Origin of the sequence: Faecalicatena contorta, assembly GCF_003149105.1 — a bacterium.
In the GTDB taxonomy this organism is placed as follows: Bacteria; Bacillota; Clostridia; order Lachnospirales; family Lachnospiraceae; genus Muricomes; species Muricomes contortus_C.
The window spans coordinates 1-24,865 of sequence record NZ_QGDS01000004.1; the positions used below are offsets into that span (position 1 = coordinate 1).

The window sequence follows — 24,865 nt, forward strand, 5'->3', positions numbered from 1 at the left end:
TGAGGGATTTAACCGTCAGCTGCGAAAGGTTACGAAAAGCAAAACGATTTTCCCATCAGATGATAGTCTGCTGAAAATGCTATATCTGGCTATGATGGATATCACCAAGAAATGGACCGGCCACCGGCAAGACTGGGGAATTATACATTCCCAACTAGAAATATACTTTGAAGAACGGCTAAACGGTCATTAAAAATGAGGCTGATTCTATCGGCTTTATTGACATGCTCTGAAATAGGGCTATAATACATACAAAAGGCAAGGCCTGAAAAAAGGCCTTGCCCAAGATGTAACTATCAACATATCTTATATCAGTTTTTGATTTTACACAAAACTTGAAGCTCTCTCAAACTTGCCTTACCGCTTTACATTCTCAGTAGACCCTCACCGGGCTGCTTTTAATTATCTTATACGAAAACACATCCAGCTGGAAATTCTGGTGAACAAGCAGCTTCGTTAGGGATAACGTAATCTAATTCCGTCTTCCATAAACCATGTAAATTACAGTATGCATAAACGCATCCGCTCTTTACCTCATCAAATTCAACAACAGGCTTATCTCCCGGCTTAAGGTATTTTATCTCTACCTTGTCATCCGTTACAAGAGCAATCCACTCAATATAGTGTTCCTCCGTCATAGGATGAATGGTAGATCCCACCGTAACTTTAATCTTATCCTCAGATTCTGCTACATCTGGTACATGTTTCTCCTGGGCAGCATCTGTAGAATTGGCAGATAGTTTAGTCATGGGCTGTCCACAGCAAACCAGCTCTCCGCCACCCTTTTTAATTAAAGCAACCATATTTCCACAAAGTTCACAACGATAAAATTCAACATTAGACATATATAGCACTTCCTTTCTTCTGATGTACATTTTTTATGGCCGTAAATGAAACATTAAAACAGAATCATCCCTTTGCCTTTTTAACTAGTCTTACTAATCTTTATTATACGTGCTATTATTACAGATTGCAACCGAATTTCAACCATTTTAGAAAGGTCATAGTGATAGTAATTTCAGGAATGTTCTTTATTTACCTAACTACATTATTACTAATGCAATAGCAAAAGATACAAAACATACAATACTGCCCGCCAGCAAATCCGTGGGCAAATGCCTTTTTAGTTTCAAAGATGCCCAAAAGCTCATTCCACCAATGAAAATACAAAAGGCAGCCATCTTCCAACTGACAAAATAAGTTAAAAATATGAGTGGTGCTGTGATACTGCAGGCATGTCCGCTTGCTCTTTTTTTCATGACCTTATTCAGAAAATCAAGAAGAACAACTGATAAGATATAGGTATTAAAAATCAATTGAAGCTCTGAACTTACATTAGCCAGCACACCGTATACCGCAGCAATCAGATAACCTATCATAGAGCAAATAAATGCAAGATTCCTCTGCCCTGTACGGCCTTTCTCTTTCCAACCAGGAAGAACTTTCTGTAACGGATAGGCCAGAATCGGGCAAATACCAAGCCATATCAGTGACATCCACAAATCCCTGACTCCATGAAAAATCGTCGGACACTTTTCATACAAAATTACCAGCATCAGTATAACTAACACCGGTGGGGCAGTAATTACACGAATACACTTAGCTATTTTTTCTTGATTATTCATTTCTTATATCCCCCCAGAAAAATAAAGCCACTGTTCCCGGACCAGTATGACTGCCAATTGTGGTTCCCACATCATTTATCTCCACGTGTCCTCTTAGATTTGGAAATCTGGCTTCCACTAATGATGCAACTTTACTGGCGTCTTCATAACAGCCTGCCTGAGATATATAACATTTCTCCGAATACCCAAGTCCTCCCACAGCATGCTGTTCCATACAGTCAACAATGGCATGAATCACTTTATTTTTGCTTCTGATCTTTTTTCTTGGAATTAAATGTCCTTCCTGATCCATATTCAACAATGGACATATGCCAAGCATTCCACCCACAAAACCGCTGGTTTTTGAAATACGCCCACCTTTCACATAAAAAGACAAATCCGTGGAGAAAAACCAGTGATGCATTTCCAATTTGTGCTGTTCTGCCCACTCATTCACTTTCTCAATCGCTAAACCTTCGTCTCTCAACTCTGATAGTTTATCCATAATCAGTCCATAGCCAGAGGAGGCTCCTAAAGAATCCACAATATAGATTTTTCTTTCCGGATACCTTTCTTCCAGGGTTTCTTTCGCAATATTAGCTGAATTTATAACCCCGGATAAACCAGAAGACAGGCATACATGCAGAATATCTTTTCCCTGTTTCAGAAACTCTTCAAAATAACGTTCAAACTCCTCTGCATTTACCTGTGATGTTTTTGTTTCTGCCCCCGCTTTCATGGCTTCATAAAAATCCGAAAACGACACTGACTGTCCCAGGTCATCGTTATACTCTTTTCCATCTAACTCATAATGAAAACATATATATGCGATATTACTTTTCTCAAAATGCTCCGCTGTCAGATCAGCTGTCGAACAGCAGCTGATGATATAATCCGAATTCATAAATAAATCGCCTCCTTGCTTACGCTCTTTCATTCAGTTATAATAGCTATGTTACAAATTGTAACATCTGATGTTTTTTGATTCAATATTCGAATCCACAACTGTTACAAAAGGGGGCTTTTTGTTCATGGAAAACACAAAAAACGCAGCTAACCAGATTGCAAAGGAATGCCTGGTCACTGCGCTCATACAATTATTGAAAGAAAAGAATCTGTCCGAAATCACCATTTCAGAATTAGCCAGCAAGGCTGGCGTATCCAGAATGACTTACTATCGAAATTATACAACAAAAGAAGATATCTTTATACGTCATCTGCAAGAAATTTTTGAAGCATACCGTCAGGAATTTTATGAACAGGACTGCCAGACCGAATTCTTTGATATGCCCAATATGCTGCATTGCTTTCATTATTTTTCTGTTTATAAAGAGTTTTTAAATACCCTGTTCGCCAGCGGTATGGGGCATCTGTTTTTAACTAAGCTGTCTGATTACATCCTGTCAATCTGGTACCATGACTCCGACTCTATAAGGCGCTATTATACTCTGCAGGCTTTCGCAGGGTCTCTATATAATGTTTATTTATCCTGGTCCTCAGATCATTCTGCTCTCTCAGATGAGGAACTGGCTGGTATTATTTGTTCTATCTATAAAAAACCCCATTAATGGGCAAAACAAATATAATTACCTTGGTAATACTGACGTTTCTCCTTGCAAAAATTCATAAAGAAGACTTTCTGACTGTGCTTATACATATTGTTTCAAATCTTCCATGGCTTTATCATCGAGTTTTGACTTGTCAATTTTGGCATATTTCAGATATTTCCGCCAAACCAGAATCAGGATGAAGCCTACTACGATGACTGCTGTCAGGAAATAGAAGAAGTAACGGAATCCCGCTGCACCTGGATGATTATCAATAATATTCCCGGCGAGGAGGGAAACAAATGTCTCCGGAATCGCACCGGACATACAAATCAGTCCTGCAGCAGTACCGGAATATTCAACAGGTACTGCGCCCTCGCTCATCATAGTCCATGCCATTGCATAATTCATATGGAATATAATAGTAAATTGACAGGCAAAATACATGGTTGCAGAACGAAACCAGGCAAATAATCCATACAGCAGGATTCTTTAATACTTTCGCAAGCCCCTTGAATGAACCCCTGTCTGCTCTAAGTATCATTTTCTCGTCTTTCACCGCAAAGAATGCAAATATTCCCATTGCAATATTCACAAATGCATAAAACAGAATAACATACTTCATTGCATGGACTTCATTTGCCATCCTTGAAGCTCCCCAGTTAAAAAAGGCTACCGCAAATGGTATAATTATAAGGATTATATGTCAGATGACATCTCACTCCAACAGTTTAAAGAAATCCTGCTGGATCAAATGTTTTTAAACGAACCACTCAAGCCTTATCGCCTAACTACTCAAGATATCTAAAAAACCGTTCAGATTAAGGAAGAAAAATATGATACCTGGAAATAGAATTATGGGCATTCGCCAGACTACAGTATTGTAAAAGAGAGAAGAATAGAGGGATGTGATTCGATTGAACTACATATGGACATTCAAAATGGTATCATCCGTGGTATTGATATTTATGGTGACTATTTCTATTCTTATAAAAGGCTATTTTTTAATCTTTCTACTAATTTTATATCTGCTGGCAACCATTCCACACTATCAATATTTTCTCTTCCGAGCCATTTTATAACCTTATGCTCATTTAACATAATATTTCCCTCTGTAATTTTGCACAGATAACATTGCATTATTAAATGAAACTCCAAATAATCATATTCCACTGTATCAAACAAATCATTTACTTGTATCTCTATTCCCAGCTCTTCTTTTATCTCTCTATGCAAAGCCTCTTGCGGAGTTTCACCTATTTCTATTTTTCCTCCAGGAAATTCCCAGTTTCCTTCAAATTCCCCATATCCTCTTTGTGCTGATAAAACTTGACCGTCTTTTTGTAATATTGCTGCGACTACATTAATCTTTCTCATATGTACATCTTCTCCAATTCTTCATAGGATATGAGTATACCTGCTTTTTGTAATGCTTCTTTTCTTCTTTGATATAATTTTTGAAGTATTATTCTAAAATCTCTACCATAATGAATTTCATTATGACAGTTACTACATAATGAAACTATATTAGCTTCTACATCCAACGAAAACAAAAATTGGTCCGAAAATTTCAACGGTATCAAATGATGTGGCTCTGTATACTTTTTATTTACATTTTTTCTTAAAAATGTTGGATGATCTTGATCCACTTCACATTCATAATTAGCGTATGCTAACGCTCTTAATGCTGTTTGTTTATTCCTATTATAGACTGATACGTTTTCACACAAGATAGGTGCTTGCTTTTCCTTAGGTTCTGGAACATATATATAATCTATTAAAATTTCTGACTCCTCTATTTTATTAAACGTCTCAATTAATTCAACATCCTTTTGCTTCTCAACTAGGTCTAATTCTTTATCAATAATTTTTAATGGAAACATCCATACTCTTCTTTTATTTCCTTCATCGTCCTTCTGCATATCCATATAAGGATCATCTGCGAGCTTAACTTCTCCCCTATAAATATATCTGTTCTTATATTCGACTTCAAATAAATGTATTTTGACATTATTGTGTGTTGATTCATACAAGGTTTTGTTTTGATTGCCTTTTAATGTCTGGTCTCCTATCTTACCCATACCGGTGTAATAAAGTACATCTTTTTTCCACACATCCTGATACAATTTTTTTGTTTTATCAGAAACAAGCACAAGTGTTCCTGTCTTTTTTGATCTCCGCATACCTCCCATATTTCCGCACTGAAACTTCTCTACGATTTCTGTGTTTGTCAATATTGTTCCTCTTGCTATTTGAAGATCAAATTGCATTCTATCACCTCATTTTATTGAATCTTTTAATATTTTTTTGTTATCAATATAAAAGTGCTCCTATATATTATTTACTAAAATTCTTTATACCAATTTGACACCTTTCATTAATTATAATATAAATACTAAAAAAATGACAGATAATCTTAAAGACCATCTGCCATTACATATACCACATTTACAATTTATTATTCAAACTCAATCGTCCCCGGTGGTTTCCCCGTCAGATCATACACTACTCGATTAACATGTCCCACCTCATTCACTATCCTACTTGTCACCTTATGCAGCACCTCCCAAGGCACCTCCGCAGCTTCCGCAGTCATAAAATCAATCGTATTCACAGCCCGCAACGCAACTGCATAGTCATAGGTCCTCTCATCCCCCATAACTCCCACAGACCGCATATTTGTAAGTGCCGCAAAATACTGTCCCACAATCTTATTCATCCCAGCTGCATCTATTTCTTCACGGTAAATAGCATCCGCATCCTGTACTATCTTCACCTTCTCAGCCGTAACATCTCCAATAATCCGGATCCCAAGCCCTGGCCCCGGGAACGGTTGTCTGAACACCAGTTTCTCCGGTATCCCAAGCTCCAGTCCTGCCCGGCGTACTTCGTCCTTAAACAAATCTCTCAGCGGCTCAATAATCTCCTTGAAATCAACGTAATCCGGCAGACCGCCTACGTTATGATGTGATTTAATCACTGCCGACTCACCGCCCAGGCCGCTTTCCACTACGTCCGGATAAATAGTTCCCTGAACCAGGAAATCTACAGTCCCTATCTTTTTCGCCTCTTCCTCAAACACACGGATAAATTCTTCCCCTATAATCTTACGCTTTTCCTCTGGCTCTACCACGCCTGCCAGTTTAGCATAAAATCTTTCCTGTGCGTTAACTCTAATAAAGTTAAGGTCATATATCCCATCCGCACCAAATATTCTCTCTACTTCATCGCCTTCATCTTTCCGCAGCAGACCATGATCCACAAATACACAAGTCAACTGAGATCCAACCGCTCTTGACAGCAATACCGCCGCTACAGATGAATCAACACCGCCTGACAATGCACAAAGTACCTTTCCACTCCCGACTTTCTCTTTGATTCCCTTTATGGTCTCTTCCACAAATGCATCCATTCTCCAGTCACCGGCGCACCCACATACATTTTTCACAAAGTTATTTATCATCTTTGTTCCTTCTACTGTATGAAGTACTTCCGGATGGAACTGAATCGCATATAGCTTGTCCGCCTCGTTTTCTGCTGCCGCCACCGGACAGTCCGCCGTGTGCGCTGTAATTTCAAACCCTGGTGCCACCTGGGAAACCGCATCAAAATGACTCATCCAGCAAATCGTAGATGCCGCTACATCTGCAAATACTTTTGATGACGTCTTATCAATCAGCACTTCTGTTTTTCCATATTCACGTACATCCGCACGTCCTACCTTGCCGCCCAGCACATGCATCATAAGCTGTGCGCCATAGCACAGGCCAAGAACTGGAATTCCCAATTCAAACAGTTCCTTTGTATAAGTTGGAGAATCCGCCTCATAACAGCTATTCGGTCCTCCGGTCAAAATAATCCCCTTGGGGTTCATTTCTTTTATTTTCTCTATATCTACCTTATAAGAGTAGATTTCGCAGTACACATTACATTCTCTAACGCGTCTTGCGACTAACTGATTATACTGCCCGCCAAAATCAAGGACAATGACTAATTCGTTTTTCAAATTTATCCTCCTGGTCAAAATACGACATGAACTTCTCTTTTTAATTTACTTTCCTATTATAATGTAGCATTTTTAGATTTACAATACTCTATTTTAAAAAACTACAAAGGCGGCAACTGCAAAAGGGACTGTCCCTTTTGCAGTTCATTTTCAGAATATTCTCAAATTTTACCATTACACGCTGGTTTTCTTCTTATATCTATATAGTTCGTATCATCTTCCATTTTCCTTTGTGATAGCGTACTGTCATGCACACAGCTCTGAAGCACCAGTCTATTACCATGGCTACCCAGATTCCAAATACTCCCAGGCCCATGTATCTGCCAAGTATATAGCTGAATGCAATTCTAAATATCCACATGGAAATGATGGAAATTATCATTGTTATTTTTGCATCTCCGGCAGCACGCAATGTTACGGGCACTGTAAATGCCATGGGCCATACAAGCATACAACTGATACTGTGGAAGTATATGATATGTTTTGTGGTCTCAGCGGTCAAATGTGATAAATGATAGGCCTTTAATATCAGAGGCAGCAGCCCAAAGATGATTGCATTGGTAACCCACATGGCTGCATAAGTTATCCCAACCAGTTTTTTTGTATAGTAATGGGCCTGCTCATAGTCTCCTGCCCCTACACACCGGGCAATTACCGGCGGAATAGCCAGGCATAATGCCATTCCCGGCAATATTTGAAACAGTGCCACGGCGTTGCTGACTGCATTTGCGGCAATTGCATATGTACCCATGGAGGACACCAGGTTCAGCACTAATATTTTCCCCAGCTGAAACATACTGTTTTCCATGCCGTTTGGTACGCCAATGGACAGGATGCGCCGTATCATTCTCCAGTCCGGGCGGTAACGGAGGCTCCGGCTGATATGAAGTTTTCGTTTTTCGTTTGTAAGCAAAGAGATAATTACTACCGCCGCAACAATTCTAGACACTAGTGTTGGAATTGCCACACCCTCGGTTCCCCGGTGAAAGCCATACATCAAAATTGCATTCCCGCTGATATTAATAATATTCATAAGAAAGGAAACCTGCATAGAGACTTTGGAATTTCCCATCATCCGGAATGTAGCGGCTCCGGCATTGTAAAGTGCTATGAACGGGATGGATGCAGTTACGATCATTAGATATGTATTTGCATGGGCCATAACGTCGGCATCTATTGCTCCAAACACTATATGTAAGATAAACCATTTCCCACAATAGACAATCACCATAATGACAAGTGCTATACCGGTAATGAACCAGACAATCTGATTGGATGCTTCACAGGCCAGTTTTTCATTTTGCTGTCCAAGGTACTGCCCTGCTATTACTGCGCCTCCTGTTGCAAGAGCTGCGAAGGCATTGACAAAGAGTACCATGATGTTATCTACCAGCGATACCCCCGATACCGCCGCCTCTCCAACGCCTGCTACCATAATGGAAGCCGCCATTCCCACCAGCACTGCGAGAAACTGCTCAATAATCAGGGGAATAATCAGTGATACCAATGTTTTGTTATTAAACAAATAATTACTTCTGTCTACTTTCATTTTCATAATCTCATTCCTAATATTAGCCACCCAGGCTTATACATTACAGAACCAAGAGTTTGCAAGCAAACTCTTGGTTCTGGGCTGGCCGCATAGCGGCATCTGCCGCTTACACCGCAGTGCAGTCCCCTGCCGGGTTTATATGTAATAGGAAAGTGCTTTTCCTATTACATATAAAAACTTCCCAACGTATCCTATTATACGCCGAGAAGTTTTTAAAAACAAGCAACTCACTTGTTTACTTAAAATCTCATGTTATAAAAGCAATGTTTACAAATACCCAAATGGGCAAATACGAAACCAACGGGCTGCTTACGCTGACATATACTCAGAAATTTCTGCTTTTAACTGTTCACAGTCTTCGTCATATATTCTCAGTTCAATCGGATTATTAAATCCCAAATTCATGATTCCCAGTATAGACTTTGCATCTACAACAAATCTTCCTCTTTTCATATCCATATCATAAGGATATTTTTCTACCTTATTTACAAACGCCAGCACTTCATTAGGATCTTTAAATTTTATAATCATTTCACGCATTGTTACATCTCCTTTTTAAGATATCTATTAAAATTGGTTAACATCTGTCTTTTATTATCGACATGATATCACAATTTTTCATGTACGCAAGGGTGAAATTTTTAAAAAAGGTAGAAATTTTTAATGTTCTAGCTTTCGGAATTCATTGGGAAGCATGCCTACTTCTTCCTTAAATACTCTGCTCATATACTTAGGATCGGCATACCCGGCAAGTTCGGCAATCTGATTTAGCTTTAAATGTGAATCTCTCAGAAGTTCTTTTACTTTCTCTATCCTGAGCTTTCGGATAGTTTCTGAAAATGTGGCTCCTGTCTGTTTTTTAAACTGTGCACTCAGGTATTCTACGGAGACAAACAATTTGTCCGCAACTTCTTCCAGTGTGATTCCCTGGTCATAATATTTTAAGAGCATCTGCTGCGCTCTTTGGACCAGCTCGCTCACAAGCATCTGTTCTTCTTCCTTTACATTCAAATCTATGATTTGAAAAATTCTTTCTATATTATAGTTAATCTGGCTCCAGCTAAAAGCCTCTGATATTGCCTGCAGCAGCTTCTGAATCTGCAGGCCCGCATGAATCCTCTGAACATTTCCATAAGAGTTCGCTACTGCCCAGTTAAAGCGGATTACAGACTCTTTTATCTCTCCGGGCAGATGCAGGGCTTCCTGATAATAAGAAACCAAAGCCTTGTAGCAGTCCGCCATAGTCTCCCGGTCTCCCCGCTTCACTGCCTGGCACGCTTTATCCTCCAGCTCCGCGGGGTGCTTTAGAGGAACTATTTCCAGATTTTCAATATCTTCTTTTCGAATCAGCGTTCCTTTTCCCAGGAGAAGGTTCCACTCCCTCTCCCCTTTCATCTCACGTATTACTTCGGGCAAGTCTAATATTCTGTCTATGCTCCTCCAAATACAGATTACAGGGCTCTTCAGGTTATCGCACAGCATCGGGACAACAGAGCTTTGGAAGTACTGATACTGAGAGGTATCTTCGGGAATATGGTATAAAACCATAATCAGCGTATTCCATGCATCCGCTTCCAAAACACAAGAATCAAATTTCGCCGTATGGGCTCCCACCTCTACTAGCAGCTCCCTTGCCACTTTTTTCTGTTCCTCATAGCCATCGCCCAGCCATAATACAAATACCTCAGCTGCATCCTTCACGGAGAACCCGTATCTTTCCATGGTAAGCTTATGAAACTGCTTGTCCGGCCTTAGCTGTCCATTTAGACAGCCTAGAAAAATGCCGGGAATTGAAAAGGCTTTTTCCAGGCTCCGCTCTTTTTCAATTGTCCGCTCTGCCTTTTGCACCGCCCGCTTCAATTCTGGTATCTTAATGGGTTTTAACAAATAGTTTTCCGCATCAAGTTCCATAGCTTGCTTTATATACTCAAAATCGGGGTGCTCAGACAGAACCAATACCTTACAAGGATTCTTCTCTCTCCTCAGCTTTTTTAGTATCCTAAGGCCATTCATTTTGGGCATATGAGTGTCTAAAATCACCAGGTCCGGCTCAGTCCGGCAGATTAGTTCATATCCTTCTCTGCCGCCCGCAGCTTTTCCCGCCACTTCATAATCTGGATTTATTTTGGGCAGAATTTTTGCCAGTTCTTCCCGAACTGTCTCTTCTGCTTCTACAATTACAATCCTCATTCCCGGACCTCCTTTTCTGACGTGGTTCAAATCCCCCCTGCATGCTTGTTGTGAGTACAGCAGAGAATGTTGCAAAATCATTATTTCCCGGAGAGCATATACTAGGTCTTGGGATTACGAATGACACAATCCGAAAATACTAGTACCCTACCTTAAAATATTTACATTTTGCGTCATTCCCTGTGCACCCGCCAACCACTGCACTCTCAGGCTTCCTGCCTCCATTATATCATATTTAATGCTGGTGAAGATACTTTTCTCTTGTAGCCAATCCACCGCGTATATGTCTCTCTGACTTATTCATGTCCAATACCTTGCGCGCTTCCCCCGCCAAAGAGGGATTAATCTGAAGAAGCCGCTCTGTTACATCTTTGTGGATTGTAGATTTTGATACCCCAAACTTCTTAGCCGCCTGTCTTACAGTCGCCTTCTCTTCAATGATATAATTTGCTATCTCAATCGCCCGCTCTTCTATGTATTCTTTCAAGAATATTCTCCTCAAATACGTTTTTTACATCCTATGGAAAATAGAGAAAAAATATGCAATTATTCTGAAAGTTCTGTGAACAAACATGGACAGAATTTACTGCAGCAGTAAATTCTGTCCATTTAGGGATTTTTCTTATATTTCTAGCATATTCTATCTATTACTGTATCTGTTCAGAACCATGAACAGATACCTATTACTATTCTTTAGAAAGACTTCCTTTTTTAGACCGGGTCTTGCTGTAGAGCACAAGTAAGATGGTCCCGATTACCCCTGCTGAGATGGCATTTGAAATTGCTGCCACAACACCCTGGACAAATACCAGATTCACAGGCTCTGCATAGATTACGATATCAAGTACAGGTGCTACAATCACCCATGCAATTACATTTGCAACAATCTGATAAATATTGAAACGGATAATATCCCTCATTCCAAATTCTCCGTCTTCTACCCTCATTTTAGGGTAAACCATACCGATAATAAAGCAGGATATACCGCTGGCAATTACCCAGCTCCACCATGCGGAACCATACTGGATAGAATCAGACAGTGCATGTCCGATAAATGCAATCAATCCCCCGGCAATCGGTCCGAACAGAGCAGCGAAAAATGCACCGATTCCATAAGCCGTCTGAATATCTGTCTCCGGGATTCCTGTCGGAACTTTCACATACATGAACATTAATGTAAACAAGGCAGCGCCAAGTCCGGTGGCAACAATCGTCTTTGTTTTGAACTCAAACATCTTTTTACCCATATCTCTTCCTCCTTTAAATAGAACAACTATTACAATGAAAGATTACTTCGTTTTCCATATTTTGTCAAGCAGCAAGGCATAACCAAGGTTCTGAGCAAACTGATAATATTCACTCCGGTTTACTCCCCTAACCGCACTTAAGCCTGCTTGTTATTTTGTAAATTCTACTGTCCACTCCGGTCCGTAGCTGAGGCTATATTCGCCGCAGAAATCCCCCTGGCTGACAGCAACTGCCACCTTCATTAACTCATTATTATAAATCATCGGTTCTCCCTTTTGAGCATATCCAAAGCTCTGATGGAACAGAACCTTCTTCTCAAATACAGTCTCACCCTCATGTTTTACTACAAGATTCACGTTATCCCCATACTCAAATCCTGCTTTTTTAAATTCATTGAGCGGAATATTCGTCCACAGGTTACCAAAGTTCGGATCATTGATTTCAAAAATCCCCTCTACTTTTCCAGGTGTTACAGTTGGTTCTAAGATTGGATGCTCTACAATTTCCTCTACTGGATATTCCGGGCCTACTCCTTCAAAATCAATGATTCCGCTGGCAAGACGTGCCGCTGTATAGCCAAATAAATCTCTGCCGTGGAAAATTGCCACACCTTCTGTTCCTTTTCCCCGCAGCCTGTTCACAGATTCATCTATTTCACGCACCGATTCAATTCCTATCATCCTCTTTACATGAGTCAGGGAGCCGTTGTCCGGTGATACAATATAATAGCCGTCTACTGTTTTTGCCACGCAGGCACGTCTGCTTGTTCCTACACCAGGGTCTACAACAGATACGTAAACTGTTCCTTCCGGCCAAAATTGCAGGCTCTGGTACAAGCGGTAGCTAGCGCTCCATGTATCATACTGGGGCAGCTCATGAGTCCCATCCATAATTTCCAGCTGCCTGTCTACACACTTTACAACTCCGTACATGGAGCTGACTGCTCCTTCCTTATAAGTAAAATCTGTCTGAAATACTAAAATTGGTTTCATAAATAATTCCTCGCTTTCTATTATTTAAAATTTTTCTATTGTTAAAATGGATTGTAAAACCTAGAGCCATTTACAAAGAACGTTACAAACAATGATCCTGCAAGTATCAGCGCGCCAAACACCATAGCGCCCCAGTCTCCCTTTTTGAGCGGCTTTGCCGCATACCAGGTCCTCTTCTTATGTTTTCCAAATCCCCGCAGATCCATTGCATTACTAATTAACTCTATCTTGTCCAATGTAGAAAATATCAGCGGAACACAAATGTTCATTACATTTTTTACACGGGTACCCAGCTTTTCTTTCCTGGACATATCCAGTCCCCTGCTCTGCTGTGCCAGAGCAATGTCCTGATAATCCCGGATCATATCCGGAAAATACCGGAGTGTAAGAGAAAGTGCATACGCTCCCTTGTAGTTGCAGCCTACCCGGTTCAGGGAAGCCGCAAATTCACTGGGGTTTGTCGTCAGGAGAAAAATCATTCCCATAGGTACCACCGATGCGTATTTCGTAATCTTTGTCACCTGATAGAGCAGTTGTTCCAGTGTCACCGTATAGCGTGCGTTGAGCCGGAACAGTTCATGATTCGTTCCGTAAATCTCAATCCCATATTGGGGACTGAATATATAGGTCAGAATAAAATTCATCAGCAGGAAGATAGCCACATAAATTGTCATCAGCTTAATCTGCTTAAATTTTATTTCAGACATCCGGAAAAATACAACTGACAGCGCCATAACAAGCAGGATATACCGGATGTCATAAGAAAACATAACGGAGAACGTCATACAGATAAAGCAGACCAATTTCGTCAGGCCTGACAGGTTATAAATGAAATTGTCCCTGTCAATATAGTCAAATAGTTTTGCTTTCATGAACGGTGCGTCCTCCTTTCATAATTGATGAAATTCTGCACAAATGCAGTCGGGTCCGGTATTTCCGTCTTCATCGCCAGCTCATATAAGGATGTTATCTTTAGGTTTGCCCGTTTCGCAATGTCTTCATTGGTAAGGATTTCAACCGCACTGGCATCTCCGATTTTCTTTCCCTCTGAAATTACAATTGCATGGGGCGTATACTCCAGCATCAAGTGCATATCATGAGTAATCAATATAATTGTCACACCCTGGTCATTCAGGCTCTTGAGAAACTCCATAATTTCTGTATAGTGATGGTAATCCTGCCCTGCTGTAGGCTCGTCCAAAATCAATATCTGGGGGTCCATCACCAGCATAGAGGCAATCGTCACACGTTTTTTCTGACCAAAGCTCAGAGCAGATACCGGCCATTTTTTAAACGGAGCAAGGCCGCAGATTTTTAGTGCTTTATCTACCCTGGACTCAATCTCTTCCTCCGGAATCCGACGGATACGCAGCCCCAGGGCAACCTCATCATAAATCATAGGCTTGCAGATCATCTGATTCGGGTTCTGCATTACAAACCCTATTTTCTGGGAACGCTCCTTAATCGTCTGTCCTTTCAAATCCTCACCATAATACAGAAGTTTTCCTTCATCCTCTGTAACAAATCCGCAGATAACCTTTGCAAGGGTACTTTTTCCGGCACCATTGGTTCCTACAATGCTGACCATCTCACCCTCCTGGATTTTGAAGTTAATATCCTGCAGGATTTTCCGTTTCTTCGTATATTGGAAGCTTAAATGTTCAGCCTCCAGTATGATCCGGCGTGCTTCCTCACCAGGCATTTCCCCCTGCTCCCGGTTCCACTTCTGGAGGGCGTCCTTGACCTGGGCAATATCCAGGGTATCTATACGTCCGGCACACATCTGGGGCGTTAACTGAATATCCGCATATTTCATTGCGGTGACATACAGCGGCTCCCGGATTCCAAGCTTGGGAAGAATGTCGGCTGCCATCAGTTCATCCGGCGTCATATCGGCCACAATCCGGCCCTCACTGACCACAATAATACGGTCCACTTCCCTGTATAGCACATCTTCCAGACGGTGCTCTATGATGACTACTGTTTTCTTCGATTCTTTCCATACCCGGTCAATCAGATCAATTGCAGTCTTCCCTGTGGCAGGGTCCAGATTGGCAAGGGGTTCATCAAACAGCAGAAGCTCCACATCATCCACCATGACCCCTGCAAATGATACACGCTGTTTCTGGCCTCCTGATAATTCAAAAGGAGAAGATTTCAGCAGTTCCCCCATATCTACAATATCCGATACTTTCTGGACCGTTTCCTTCATTTCTGAAATAGGCACACAGTCATTTTCTAAGGCAAATGCAATGTCCTCCCCTACCGTCAGACCGATAAACTGCCCGTCTGCATCCTGCAGTACTGTCCCAACTTTCTTGGACAGCTCAAAAATATTCATTTCCCTTGTTTCTCTTCCGCTGATTTTCAGACTTCCCTGTATCTCCCCCTTATAAGAAAATGGAATCAACCCGTTCAGGCAGTTCCCAATGGTACTTTTCCCGCTGCCGCTGGGACCGACTATCAGAACTTTTTCCCCCTCATATATTTTTAGGTTGATGTCGTGAAGTGTCGGATCCGCCTGGCTGAAATATTGAAACTGAAAATTTTCAAATTCTATAACTGGCTTTTTCGCTGTCTGGCTCATAGGTTCCCCCCTCCTTTATAGTCTGTACTGTATCTGATATTTCCCTGAACGGAAATAATATTTAATTCTGCCGATGGCCCGGTTTTCCCGGTCATACAGCAACTGCTCAATGTGAAGAACAGGGGTCCCAGGTTCTACTCCCAGATAAGGAGTTACCTGTTCGTCTGCTTCCATAAGCTGAATGCTCACCTCAGCTTCTACTGCTTTCCTGTAAATATTCCAGTCCATGAATTCAAGCAATGCTTCTTCAGAATTAAGGTCTACCTGGCATTCATTCAATATTGCTACTGGTATTTGCAGAAAACTCTGTCCTATAGGGCCATTTTCGCTTTCGTATACGTTATTACTTGCCAATACCTCTTCCTCTCCTGCAAGCCCCAGTTTTTCCCGGGCAATCTGGGTAGGAAGCCCGAAATTATAGTCCATACTAATATGAACAATATCCTCCAGTGCGTCCTCTAAAAGGAAATTATATATCTTCTCTTTGCACTTTTTGTCCTTATCATAGGAAACATAGGTCCCCTTTCCCTGATGCTTATAAATATAACCATCCTGGGTCAGAATCGTCAGTGCCTGCCTCAGTGTGTTGCGGCTGACATGGTACCTTTCTGAAAGCACTGTCTCCGAGGGAAGGAGGCTTCCCTTTTCATAAATTCCCGACACAATATCGCTGTATAACTGATTATACACAGGAATATAGGAGGGAAGCCTGCCCTTTGCACCGGGGTTTTCTCTCCTCATCCTCACCTCCCCGGTTTCCTCTTGTCCTTTCCCACTTTCCTCTCCAACTTCGTCCTGTTCCTGGGACTTGTTGGACATTTGGGCCAGTGTGGCCCACTCTCCTATATATCTGAATCCAATTCGGTAATATAGGTTATGTTCCTCTTTCCTGCTGCAAAAGAGACAGGGGAGCTTCCCCTTTTCAAGTATTTTCCGGCACAGTGTACTCACTATCTGGCTTGCCAGCTTTCTGCCCCGGTGTCCCGGCTCCACAGCGACTCCACCAATCATAACAGTGTCCTCGCATTCAGCCGTACTGTTTGCATGGGCAATAATCCTGCCGTTTTCCCGAATCAAGTAATGAATACCGCAGTTTTTGTAAATCCGGTCTGCAATCATTTGCTTTGATTTGTAGAGATTCTTCAGTTCAGGGATACTCTGCAGAAAGGCAAAAATATCATCCACATCCTTCTCAGATGCCTCCTGGATTTCGGCATTTTCCTCTGTCAGGCAGTCTGCATCATGGAATAAGTACATCCCTCTTGCTTCCAGCCGGTAATCAAACAAAATCCGCTGTGCAATTCTTACATCCTCTATCTTTCCCATAACAACATCGGGTATGTACAAGGAAAATAACTGCTCTAAAAATGAAATGTTTATATTTCCATCTTTGCTGTAAAGGATTAAGTTGTTATAAAAACAAAGGTAAACACCCCGGCACTCTCCCTCTTCTATGTCCATATATACCGTCTGAAACGTTTCGTCAAACCCAAAGTCCTCAATATCTGCCAGCATAAACGTATTATAAACCGGTTCCTGCTTCAGGTAAGCAAGCAGGGCAGGGCGGTCCTGTTCTGTACATTCTTTAACCATAAATCCTCCAATCTGATGCTATAATAAGGAGTCTGGGAAACCAGACTCTCGCGCCGAAGCGCGGTCGCTTTAGCGGCCATTTTCATTATGCGCGTAGTGCGCATCCCCGATCGGGTTTTGTATAACAGGAAATTCGCAAGAATTTCCTGTTATACAAAAAACGCAGAGCAAATTCCCACTATATTGTGAAGATTTGTTCTGCCTTTCCTTGTCCAAAATTAGCTTGTTCAACAAGCTAATTTGAGTATAATCTATACATTTTCAGTTGTCAAGATGGAAATTCAGCCTCCTTTTCCGGCAAATTTACACCCCGGCTTCACAGCCGGCACATTGCTTAATCATCGTAAATAATTCTTGGGGCTTTCCGTATTGTAATTCTCCAGTTTGTTCCCGTTCCTACATTGTATGCCCTTGAGAAATTTCCCTGGTTAATTGCCACAGCCATGCAGTCCAGACTATTGACATATACCAGCGGTTCCCCTACATATACATCTGCAAAACTCTTCGCATAAACCAAAATATTTTTGTACAGTGTACGAGTCTCGTTCTCGATACTGATTTCCACTCTTCCGCCGTGGCTAACTCCAAGGTTCTTAAACAGTTCCCGCGGAATGTTTGTCCACAAGCTTCCAAACCTCACATCCAGCACGTCTATCGTACCACTGGCCTTTTCACCGTCATAAGTAGCCTCTACAACAGGCAGTTCAATTACACTCTCAGCAGGCACCTCCGGTCCTACTTCCTCGAAAGTAATAATACCTGCTGCCAGCCTCGCCCCTGTATAAGCATAAATATCCCGCCCGTGGAAGGTATAGCTCTCCCCTGAATTCGGCAAGCGGTTCACACTTTCATCGATAACCCTTGCTTTTTCCAGGCCGACAATCCTCTTTACATGAGTCAGTGTCCCATTATCCGGCGTGACAATGTACTGTCCGTTCTTTGTCTGCACAACAATGCTTCGTCTTGTGGAACCTACTCCCGGGTCAACCACGCTGACAAAAACAGAACCTTCCGGCCAGTAGCTGACAGTCTGAATTAAACGATAGGAAGCTTCCCATATATCATACTGGGGAATCTCATGGGTCAGATCTGAAATATTCAACGCTTCCGACACCCCATAAGCTACTCCGTACATGGCGCTGACTGCACCGTCCGCTGTTCCAAAATCCGACTGTAAAATAAGTGGTTTCTTCATAATTCATCTTTCCTTCTCGGCTAAGGGTTTTCGAGGATGCCCTTGCAAAGTCAGTATAAAATCTTTTTATTTTTCTGTCAAGCTAACACAAAACTATATTTATTCCCCGGCTATTCTACCATAATTTTTATAATCTCTTCATTCGTCCCGCGCATACCATCTCTGCCCAGACGACAGACATTTTGGATAGTCTTTTCCACATCCTTTATAACAATCCCGTCTCCGCCGTAAAACTGCTGACCGCGAACATACATATCATATCCCAGAATTCCTGCATCCACAGCAGACGCTATTTTTGCCGCACAGGAGGCCTTTGCTCCATCACATACCATGCCTGACACAATTGCCAGGGCATTTACAACTGTGTGGGCAATTTCGTTATAGCCGCCCCCGTTCAGATAGGCAATCCCTGCTCCTGCCGCTGCTCCCGCACTGACTGCCCCGCAGTATGCAGACAAACGTCCGATTCCTGTTTTCTGATGAATTGTCACCATGTTTGACAGTATAAGCGCACGGCATACTTTTTCCTCATCCGCCTCAAGCTCCCTGGCATATTCCAAAACAGGAACGGAGCATGTGAGCCCCTGGTTTCCGCTTCCTGAGTTGATAATAACCGGCAGTTCGCAGCCATTCATTCTCGCATCTGATCCTGCCGCTGCCATGGCTTTCGCCCGGTTCCTCACATCATTTCCATATGCATCCAAAAGAACCCTTCCTATATTCGCACCATAATTCCCCTGAAGCCCCTCTTCGGCAATAGCCATGTTATAATCTATCTGCCTTTGCAGTATATCCCGGACATCCTCCACATCTACTGACTGCACAAAATCCCATATATCTTCCACATTCAGCATACTGCGGTCTGCGATTCCCGCTTTTGTCTCTCCCCGCACCGGAATATGCAGCAGCACTTCACCGTCTTTATCTATATGTACAATATTCGTGTGGTACTCCGCTATCCTTACCTGGGCATAGGATTCTCCGGCAGAAACTGTTACTATAATATCAAATGTAATTCCATTGTCAATGTGTTCCACCTTAATTTCCTTTTCTTCTAAAAACGCCTGGATTTCTTCAATCTCTTCAGGATGCACCTGGGAAATAACCTCCAGCTCCTTCTCAGCCCTTCCTGCAATAATTCCTGCAGCCGCTGCAGCCTCAATTCCCTTTAAATTTCCTGTATTTGGTACAAATACACTCTTTGCATTCTTGATAATACTTCCGCTTGCCCCAATATGTACACGCTCTGGAAGGCACCCCAGCACATCCCTTGCCTGTGCAGCAGCATAGGCTAAAGCAATAGGTTCCGTACATCCCATTGCAGGAATCAGTTCTTCTTTCAAAATCTGAACATATGCCTGGTATTTTTCATCTGTTTTTTTCATTGGAATCTCCTCTCATGACATTATCCGTACTAGCATTTCAGCTCTTATTCTATCACAACTTGTTTCTCATTAACAGCTCTTGGGACCGGAAAAAATACGGAAAGAATATGATAAATATTTTTCCTGGCTAAGCAGACAAAGGGCCGGTATCCCATCTGTCTGGTACCGGCCCTTCTTATACATATACCATATTGAACATTAGTAGTTCAATAAGTATACCTTCTTGAACATTAGCCGTTCAAGAAGTATAAAATATTCTATTCTTTAGCACTGCTGTCTGTGGTATTCTCCCCAGTCTGCTCAACCTGTACACATTTGTCTACAAGATACTCAGCCACTTTCTGCTGAAGAATTGTTGTTTTCAGCACATCTTCTCCAGCCTGCTCCTTGAAAGCATCCACGTCATCGTATCCTGAGTCTTCTGCATATTCCTTGATCTGTTTTTCATATTCTTTATCCGAAGGCTCCAGCTTTTTCTTCTTTGCAATCAGCTCACATGCAAGTTTTCTTGCTACTGACTGCTCTGCGGCCTCCTTTGCCTGAGTGTTAAAGTCATCTGCCGACAGTCCCATGTACTGCTCTGCAAAATCTGCAAACTCCATACCATAGGCCTGTGCCATTCCCTCATAATACTCTTTAATCGTCTGAAGCTGTTTATCCACTTCTCCATCCGGATACTTCTTCACTTCTGTCTGTGCAAGAAGTGCATCCATCACTCCGGTCTGAAGTGTAGCATCCGCACTTTCCTTACTGCTCTCTTCCAATTGCTTTTTGATTTCTGCTTTGTATTCTTCTATTGTCTTTGATTTCTCGCTGTTCGCTTTCACCCACTCATCTGTAAGCTCAGGAACTTTTGATACTGTAATTCCATTCAATGTAATATTAAATACAGCTACTTTATCGGCCATATCAGCATTTTGATAGTCAGCAGGAAACTGTACCGTTATGTCAAAGTTTTCTCCAATATTATGTCCTGCAACCTGTTCTTCAAACCCTTTGTGTTCCCCGTTGGCACCAATATATGATTGCGAACCCAATTGCAGGCTTGCACCTGTTGCTGAACCGCCTTCAAATTCCACTCCGTCTACGGTACCTTTATAATCAATATTTACAATATCTCCCTCCTGGGCCGCTCTGTCAGTAATCTCTTCTGAAGTGGCTGCCGCAGAAAGATTGCCGTTTACAGTGTTCTCAACCTGCTCGTCGCTCACTTTGGGTGTCTCAACCTGTGCAACTTCCAATCCTTCATACTGCTTTATTGTAACATACTCATTGGAGAGTTCCTTGCTGCATCCCGCCAGGAGAGTCACCATAAGAACACTCAATGTCACTGCTAAAGTTTTCTTTTTCATTCTTTCACCTCGTATTTTTTCATCTTCACTGCAGAACAAAATCCGCGCACTTTTATGTTATATCATATTTCCTTCCTATTGAAAAGGTTTTTCATACTTATTTCACTTTTGCCTCTGCAAAATCTATTTTCTATAAAAGAGGTGAAAGCAGCCTTGAAAATTGTTCCTTGGCACGAACAACCAAACCTCTCTTATCATAAACCTTCCGGGTCACGTGAGTACATTTTGTCATATCATTTTCAAAGGCCCGCTCCAGGCGCTGAACCGTACGCTCACTGTAAACAACTGCATTTACTTCAAAATTCAGTCCAAAACTGCGCATATCCATATTAGCCGTCCCTACACAGGCTACCATACCGTCCACGCTCAATGCCTTGGCGTGCAGGAATCCATTATTATACACATAACATTTAGCTCCCGCTTCCACCATGTCTCCCAAATAAGAATAGGTTGCCCAATAGACAAAGGGATGGTCGGGCTTGCAGGGAACCATAATCCGCACATCAATCCCGGAGCGGCTGGCAATTTTCAATGCATCCAGGATAGAATCGTCAGGAATAAAATACGGAGTCTGCAAATATACATGATCCTTTGCACTATGTATCAGCCTTAGATAATTGTCATGAATGGTTTTTATCTGAGAGTCCGGACCGCTGGAAATAATCTGCACCGGATCACGCCCGTTTCTTACATAGTCAGGAATTTCAAACAAATGGTCCTCTACAAACAGATTCTCCTTTGCCGCATAATTCCAGTCTAAAACAAAGCGGACCGCCAGGGAAGTTACTGCTGCTCCTTCTATACAAAGATGGGTATCCCGCCAATATCCAAATTTGCGGTCCAGTCCCAGGTATTCTCTGCCCACATTGAATCCGCCCACAAAACCAATGCGGCCGTCAATCACCACAATCTTCCTGTGGTTCCGGTAGTTGACACGAAGCTGCAGCTGCCCCAAAAGTGCCGGGAAGAACTCGGCTACAAGCACACCGGCTTTCTCCAGCTTCTCCCAGTCTTTGTTATGCATGGTGCGGCATCCCATACTGTCAAACAGTACCCTTACCTCAATGCCCTCTTTTGCCTTGCTTATGAGCACTGGTTCAATCTCCTGCCAGAGTTCATCGTTGCGTATAATATAATACTGCATGTGAATATAACGCTTTGCCTTTTTCATTTCTTCAATAAGCGCCCGGAACTTTTCTTTTCCGTCCGTATAAATGCGGACATCATTATTATCTGTCAGCACCGCCTCACCGGCCTCCAGGTTGTAAAGGATCAGGTCCTTGAAACGGGCCATCTCAGGGTTTGCAAGGCGAAGCTGTTTTCTGTATATTGTTTCTTCCTGCCTGCGCACTGCATATTTCAGCTCACCTTCAATCTCTTTCGCCTTAAACATTCTGTTTTTATGAAAATCCTGCCCGATAACCAAATAAAGGAAAAATCCGAGAATTGGAATAAAGTAAAGCAAAAGCAGCCAGGTCCAGACCGTCTGGGGAGATCTGCGCTGGAAGAAGATTATAACCAGGGAAAGAAGGACATTAATAATAACCAGATTATCCATCACAAAATTATAAGCTGCCGTCAATCCATTCCATATTGTTTCTGCCATAAAATAAAGACTCCTTTTTCATCTGTATGTAACCTATTTGATTATACTATTTTCTCACAGGAAAAGTAACCCTAAAATATCAAATTACTTGCACTTCGCCAAAAAGGATGATACAATACTTCTTGCGTAAGGTGAAGTCTGCCGGACAGGCTTTCTTTTACATAATCGTGGAAAAGAGTATTTTAGGAGGGTTCGTCGTGAATTTAGGATTATGGATCATGCTCATCGTATTAGCTGTTTTAATCGTTTTGCTGGTTGTCCTCTATCTCTTCGGCAAGAGAGCTGAGAAAAAGCAGGCGGCACAGAAAGAACAACTGGATGCGGCAGCACAGAATGTAACCATGCTGATCATTGATAAAGGCAAGATGAAACTAAAAGACGCCGGTTTTCCTGCCATTGTAATCGAGAATACACCCAAGTATTTAAGGCGCAGCAAAGTACCGGTAGTAAAAGCGAAAGTCGGACCAAGAGTCATGACACTGATGTGTGACGCGAAAGTGTTCCCATTAATTCCTATTAAGAAGGAAGTTAAGGCAACAGTCAGCGGTATTTACATAACAAGTGTAAGAGGTGTCCGCGGTCCTTTGGAAGCTCCCCCCAAAAAGCAGGGATTCCTGGACAGATTCAAAAAAGACAAAAAGTAAAAACAACCGCAGCAATCTGAATATCCTCAGAAGCTGCGGTTTTTTGTTACTCCTTTAACAGTTCGACGCAAAAGGGTCAGACCCCTTTGCATAAATCTCCATCTTTATCTTGCAATCTGCCAAAGGTTCATAGTTGATATCCAGCTCATAATCCACACTGACATCAATATTTTCCTCTGTGACATTAATTTCCATGTTCCTGGTTTTGACACCAATCAACATCTGCCCAAAAGGAGTCTGATAATAAGTAATATTCTTTTTATTCTTTTCAAAAACCATATGGGTGTTTGACAGGCCGGTCTTCATAATTTCAACACTGTCTGTACCGGTAATCTTTATCCTGTTTTTTATTGTCCCGTGCATTCCTTCCATTACTTCATCGTAAATAACGTAATGTTTTCCATTCTTACAGTAGTAGTTTCCAGGGGTTAGGACTTCTATGGCCTCCTCATCTCCGTTCAGCATGCCTGAAAGAGTGTCCATATGCAGTCCTGATATACTGACCAGTACATCCTTTGTCATATTCTTCACCTAATATTCTTCTATATTCACCACATTGGTTGTTGAGATGTCAAATGGCATCACAGTGTTTGCAAAATGACGGAACTTTTCCGCGGCATCGCTGACAAAGAATTCGTAGCGGCTATGCGGTTCTTTTATCCCATCATTAACCATATCCCGCTCCTCCAATAGTTTCTTTAAATCCATTGCAGTCTCATATGCAGGATTGACTATCTGTATCTTTTCTCCCATATATGCGCGTATTTTGGAACGCAGAAGGGGATAGTGGGTACAGCCAAGTATCATAGCATCGATATCTGTTTTTTTTATGGAATCCAGATAGTAATCTATGATTTCCTGTGTTACCTTATGCTCTTTAAAACCTTCCTCCACCAATGGTACAAACAAAGGGCAGGCTTTTTCTATAACAGTAATCTCCGGGTTCATCCCGTGAATTATTTTAGTGTACACGCCGCTCTGGACCGTTGCGTCCGTACCTACCACACCTACTTTTCTGTTCCTCGTAGCTTCTACGGCAGCTCTTGCCCCAGGGGTTACAACCCCGAGAATAGGGACGTCAAACTCATCCCGGACGGCATCCAGTGCAAGGGCACTGGCAGTATTGCACGCAATTACAATTGCTTTTACCTGCTTCTTTTTCAGGAACCGGATAATCTGCTCGGAAAACCGGATAATTGTATTCTGGGATTTACTCCCATAAGGAACACGGGCAGTATCCCCAAAATACACGATATTTTCGTCGGGAAGCTGTCTTATCATCTCCCGCACGACCGTCAGACCACCGACACCTGAATCAAACACACCAATAGGTGCCGTCCTTTTACATTCCACACTCAATGTCA

The 24,865-nt window shown here is 42.0% G+C and carries 25 protein-coding genes and 2 pseudogenes; 4 read left to right on the forward strand and 23 right to left on the reverse strand.

Annotation, left to right across the window (positions count from 1 at the left end; genetic code table 11):
* Positions 1-193 (forward strand): transposase (locus tag A8805_RS07950; protein WP_146199435.1); only part of this gene is annotated, 193 nt, incomplete at its 5' end.
* Between the two features lie 283 nt (positions 194-476).
* On the opposite strand, the pseudogene A8805_RS07955 reads toward A8805_RS07950, so the two are convergent.
* The 3 genes and pseudogenes from A8805_RS07955 to A8805_RS07965 form a co-directional block, all read right to left on the reverse strand.
* A pseudogene (locus A8805_RS07955) lies at positions 477-845 on the reverse strand (desulfoferrodoxin); the annotation flags it as partial.
* Between the two features lie 198 nt (positions 846-1,043).
* Complete coding sequence (locus A8805_RS07960) at positions 1,044-1,625, reverse strand: hypothetical protein (RefSeq protein ID WP_109709818.1); 582 nt, start codon at positions 1,623-1,625, stop codon at positions 1,044-1,046.
* Positions 1,618-2,508: a DegV family protein gene (locus A8805_RS07965; protein WP_109709820.1), complete on the reverse strand. Its 891-nt coding sequence runs from the start codon at positions 2,506-2,508 to the stop codon at positions 1,618-1,620. Before A8805_RS07965 ends, A8805_RS07960 begins: the two co-directional genes overlap by 8 nt.
* 127 nt (positions 2,509-2,635) lie before the next feature.
* Between A8805_RS07965 and A8805_RS07970 the strand changes: the two genes are divergently transcribed.
* Complete coding sequence (locus tag A8805_RS07970; protein ID WP_181392776.1) at positions 2,636-3,172, forward strand: TetR/AcrR family transcriptional regulator; 537 nt, start codon at positions 2,636-2,638, stop codon at positions 3,170-3,172.
* 81 nt (positions 3,173-3,253) lie between these two features.
* Here A8805_RS07970 and A8805_RS22505 read toward each other — a convergent pair whose 3' ends face one another.
* Both A8805_RS22505 and A8805_RS22510 read right to left on the reverse strand, forming a co-directional pair.
* A complete protein-coding gene (locus tag A8805_RS22505) occupies positions 3,254-3,562 on the reverse strand; it encodes a hypothetical protein (protein WP_242992303.1) in 309 nt (102 codons plus the stop codon).
* Positions 3,510-3,797 (reverse strand): hypothetical protein, encoded by a 288-nt coding sequence (locus A8805_RS22510; RefSeq protein ID WP_242992304.1) that lies wholly within the window; start codon positions 3,795-3,797, stop codon positions 3,510-3,512. The genes A8805_RS22505 and A8805_RS22510 overlap by 53 nt, the downstream gene beginning before the upstream one ends.
* Positions 3,798-4,028: 231 nt before the next feature.
* Here A8805_RS22510 and A8805_RS23100 point away from each other — a divergent pair.
* Positions 4,029-4,127, forward strand: a pseudogene (locus A8805_RS23100) (lipoate protein ligase C-terminal domain-containing protein); the annotation flags it as partial.
* Between the two features lie 11 nt (positions 4,128-4,138).
* Here the strand turns inward: A8805_RS23100 and A8805_RS07985 are convergent.
* From A8805_RS07985 to cls, 16 genes are all read right to left on the reverse strand, one after another.
* Positions 4,139-4,528 carry a (deoxy)nucleoside triphosphate pyrophosphohydrolase gene (locus tag A8805_RS07985; RefSeq protein WP_109709826.1) on the reverse strand — a complete coding sequence of 130 codons (390 nt, stop codon included), beginning with the start codon at positions 4,526-4,528 and terminating at the stop codon, positions 4,139-4,141.
* Entirely contained in the window at positions 4,525-5,421 is an 897-nt protein-coding gene (locus tag A8805_RS07990) for an HNH endonuclease (RefSeq protein ID WP_109709828.1), read from the reverse strand. Before A8805_RS07990 ends, A8805_RS07985 begins: the two co-directional genes overlap by 4 nt.
* A gap of 188 nt (positions 5,422-5,609) precedes the next feature.
* Positions 5,610-7,157 carry a glutamine-hydrolyzing GMP synthase gene (gene guaA, locus A8805_RS07995; protein ID WP_109709830.1) on the reverse strand — a complete coding sequence of 516 codons (1,548 nt, stop codon included), beginning with the start codon at positions 7,155-7,157 and terminating at the stop codon, positions 5,610-5,612.
* 199 nt (positions 7,158-7,356) lie between these two features.
* The gene (locus tag A8805_RS08000; RefSeq protein ID WP_109710511.1) at positions 7,357-8,706 is read right to left on the reverse strand and encodes an MATE family efflux transporter; all 1,350 of its coding nucleotides are present in this window, start codon (positions 8,704-8,706) and stop codon (positions 7,357-7,359) included.
* A 312-nt stretch (positions 8,707-9,018) separates the two neighbouring features.
* Complete coding sequence (locus A8805_RS08005; RefSeq protein ID WP_109709832.1) at positions 9,019-9,249, reverse strand: HPr family phosphocarrier protein; 231 nt, start codon at positions 9,247-9,249, stop codon at positions 9,019-9,021.
* Between the two features lie 120 nt (positions 9,250-9,369).
* Positions 9,370-10,899 (reverse strand): response regulator, encoded by a 1,530-nt coding sequence (locus tag A8805_RS08010; RefSeq protein ID WP_109709835.1) that lies wholly within the window; start codon positions 10,897-10,899, stop codon positions 9,370-9,372.
* Between the two features lie 235 nt (positions 10,900-11,134).
* A complete protein-coding gene (gene spoIIID, locus A8805_RS08015; protein WP_089982845.1) occupies positions 11,135-11,386 on the reverse strand; it encodes a sporulation transcriptional regulator SpoIIID in 252 nt (83 codons plus the stop codon).
* 199 nt (positions 11,387-11,585) lie between these two features.
* Positions 11,586-12,146 carry an ECF-type riboflavin transporter substrate-binding protein gene (locus A8805_RS08020; RefSeq protein WP_109709837.1) on the reverse strand — a complete coding sequence of 187 codons (561 nt, stop codon included), beginning with the start codon at positions 12,144-12,146 and terminating at the stop codon, positions 11,586-11,588.
* 150 nt (positions 12,147-12,296) lie between these two features.
* Complete coding sequence (locus A8805_RS08025; protein ID WP_109709839.1) at positions 12,297-13,139, reverse strand: SAM hydrolase/SAM-dependent halogenase family protein; 843 nt, start codon at positions 13,137-13,139, stop codon at positions 12,297-12,299.
* 41 nt (positions 13,140-13,180) lie between these two features.
* Entirely contained in the window at positions 13,181-14,011 is an 831-nt protein-coding gene (locus tag A8805_RS08030; RefSeq protein ID WP_109709842.1) for an energy-coupling factor transporter transmembrane component T family protein, read from the reverse strand.
* Positions 14,008-15,726 carry an ABC transporter ATP-binding protein gene (locus A8805_RS08035; protein WP_109709844.1) on the reverse strand — a complete coding sequence of 573 codons (1,719 nt, stop codon included), beginning with the start codon at positions 15,724-15,726 and terminating at the stop codon, positions 14,008-14,010. Before A8805_RS08035 ends, A8805_RS08030 begins: the two co-directional genes overlap by 4 nt.
* A 15-nt stretch (positions 15,727-15,741) precedes the next feature.
* Entirely contained in the window at positions 15,742-17,319 is a 1,578-nt protein-coding gene (locus tag A8805_RS08040) for a GNAT family N-acetyltransferase (protein ID WP_109709846.1), read from the reverse strand.
* Between the two features lie 334 nt (positions 17,320-17,653).
* Positions 17,654-18,514, reverse strand: a complete 861-nt coding sequence (locus A8805_RS08045; RefSeq protein ID WP_109709848.1) for an SAM hydrolase/SAM-dependent halogenase family protein — start codon at positions 18,512-18,514, stop codon at positions 17,654-17,656.
* A gap of 110 nt (positions 18,515-18,624) precedes the next feature.
* A complete protein-coding gene (locus A8805_RS08050; RefSeq protein ID WP_109709850.1) occupies positions 18,625-19,899 on the reverse strand; it encodes a serine dehydratase subunit alpha family protein in 1,275 nt (424 codons plus the stop codon).
* 257 nt (positions 19,900-20,156) lie between these two features.
* On the reverse strand, positions 20,157-21,251 hold the full coding sequence (gene tig, locus A8805_RS08055) for a trigger factor (protein ID WP_109709852.1): 1,095 nt from the start codon (positions 21,249-21,251) through the stop codon (positions 20,157-20,159).
* Between the two features lie 130 nt (positions 21,252-21,381).
* Entirely contained in the window at positions 21,382-22,857 is a 1,476-nt protein-coding gene (gene cls, locus A8805_RS08060) for a cardiolipin synthase (RefSeq protein WP_109709854.1), read from the reverse strand.
* Positions 22,858-23,075: 218 nt separating this feature from the next.
* Between cls and A8805_RS08065 the strand changes: the two genes are divergently transcribed.
* Entirely contained in the window at positions 23,076-23,501 is a 426-nt protein-coding gene (locus tag A8805_RS08065) for a hypothetical protein (protein ID WP_420319469.1), read from the forward strand.
* Between the two features lie 54 nt (positions 23,502-23,555).
* On the opposite strand, the gene A8805_RS08070 is transcribed toward A8805_RS08065, so the two are convergent.
* Together A8805_RS08070 and murI are read right to left on the reverse strand one after the other, a co-directional pair.
* Positions 23,556-24,023: a DUF1934 domain-containing protein gene (locus A8805_RS08070; RefSeq protein WP_109710513.1), complete on the reverse strand. Its 468-nt coding sequence runs from the start codon at positions 24,021-24,023 to the stop codon at positions 23,556-23,558.
* Positions 24,024-24,032: 9 nt separating this feature from the next.
* On the reverse strand, positions 24,033-24,860 hold the full coding sequence (murI, locus tag A8805_RS08075) for a glutamate racemase (protein ID WP_109709859.1): 828 nt from the start codon (positions 24,858-24,860) through the stop codon (positions 24,033-24,035).
* Positions 24,861-24,865 lie beyond the last annotated feature (5 nt).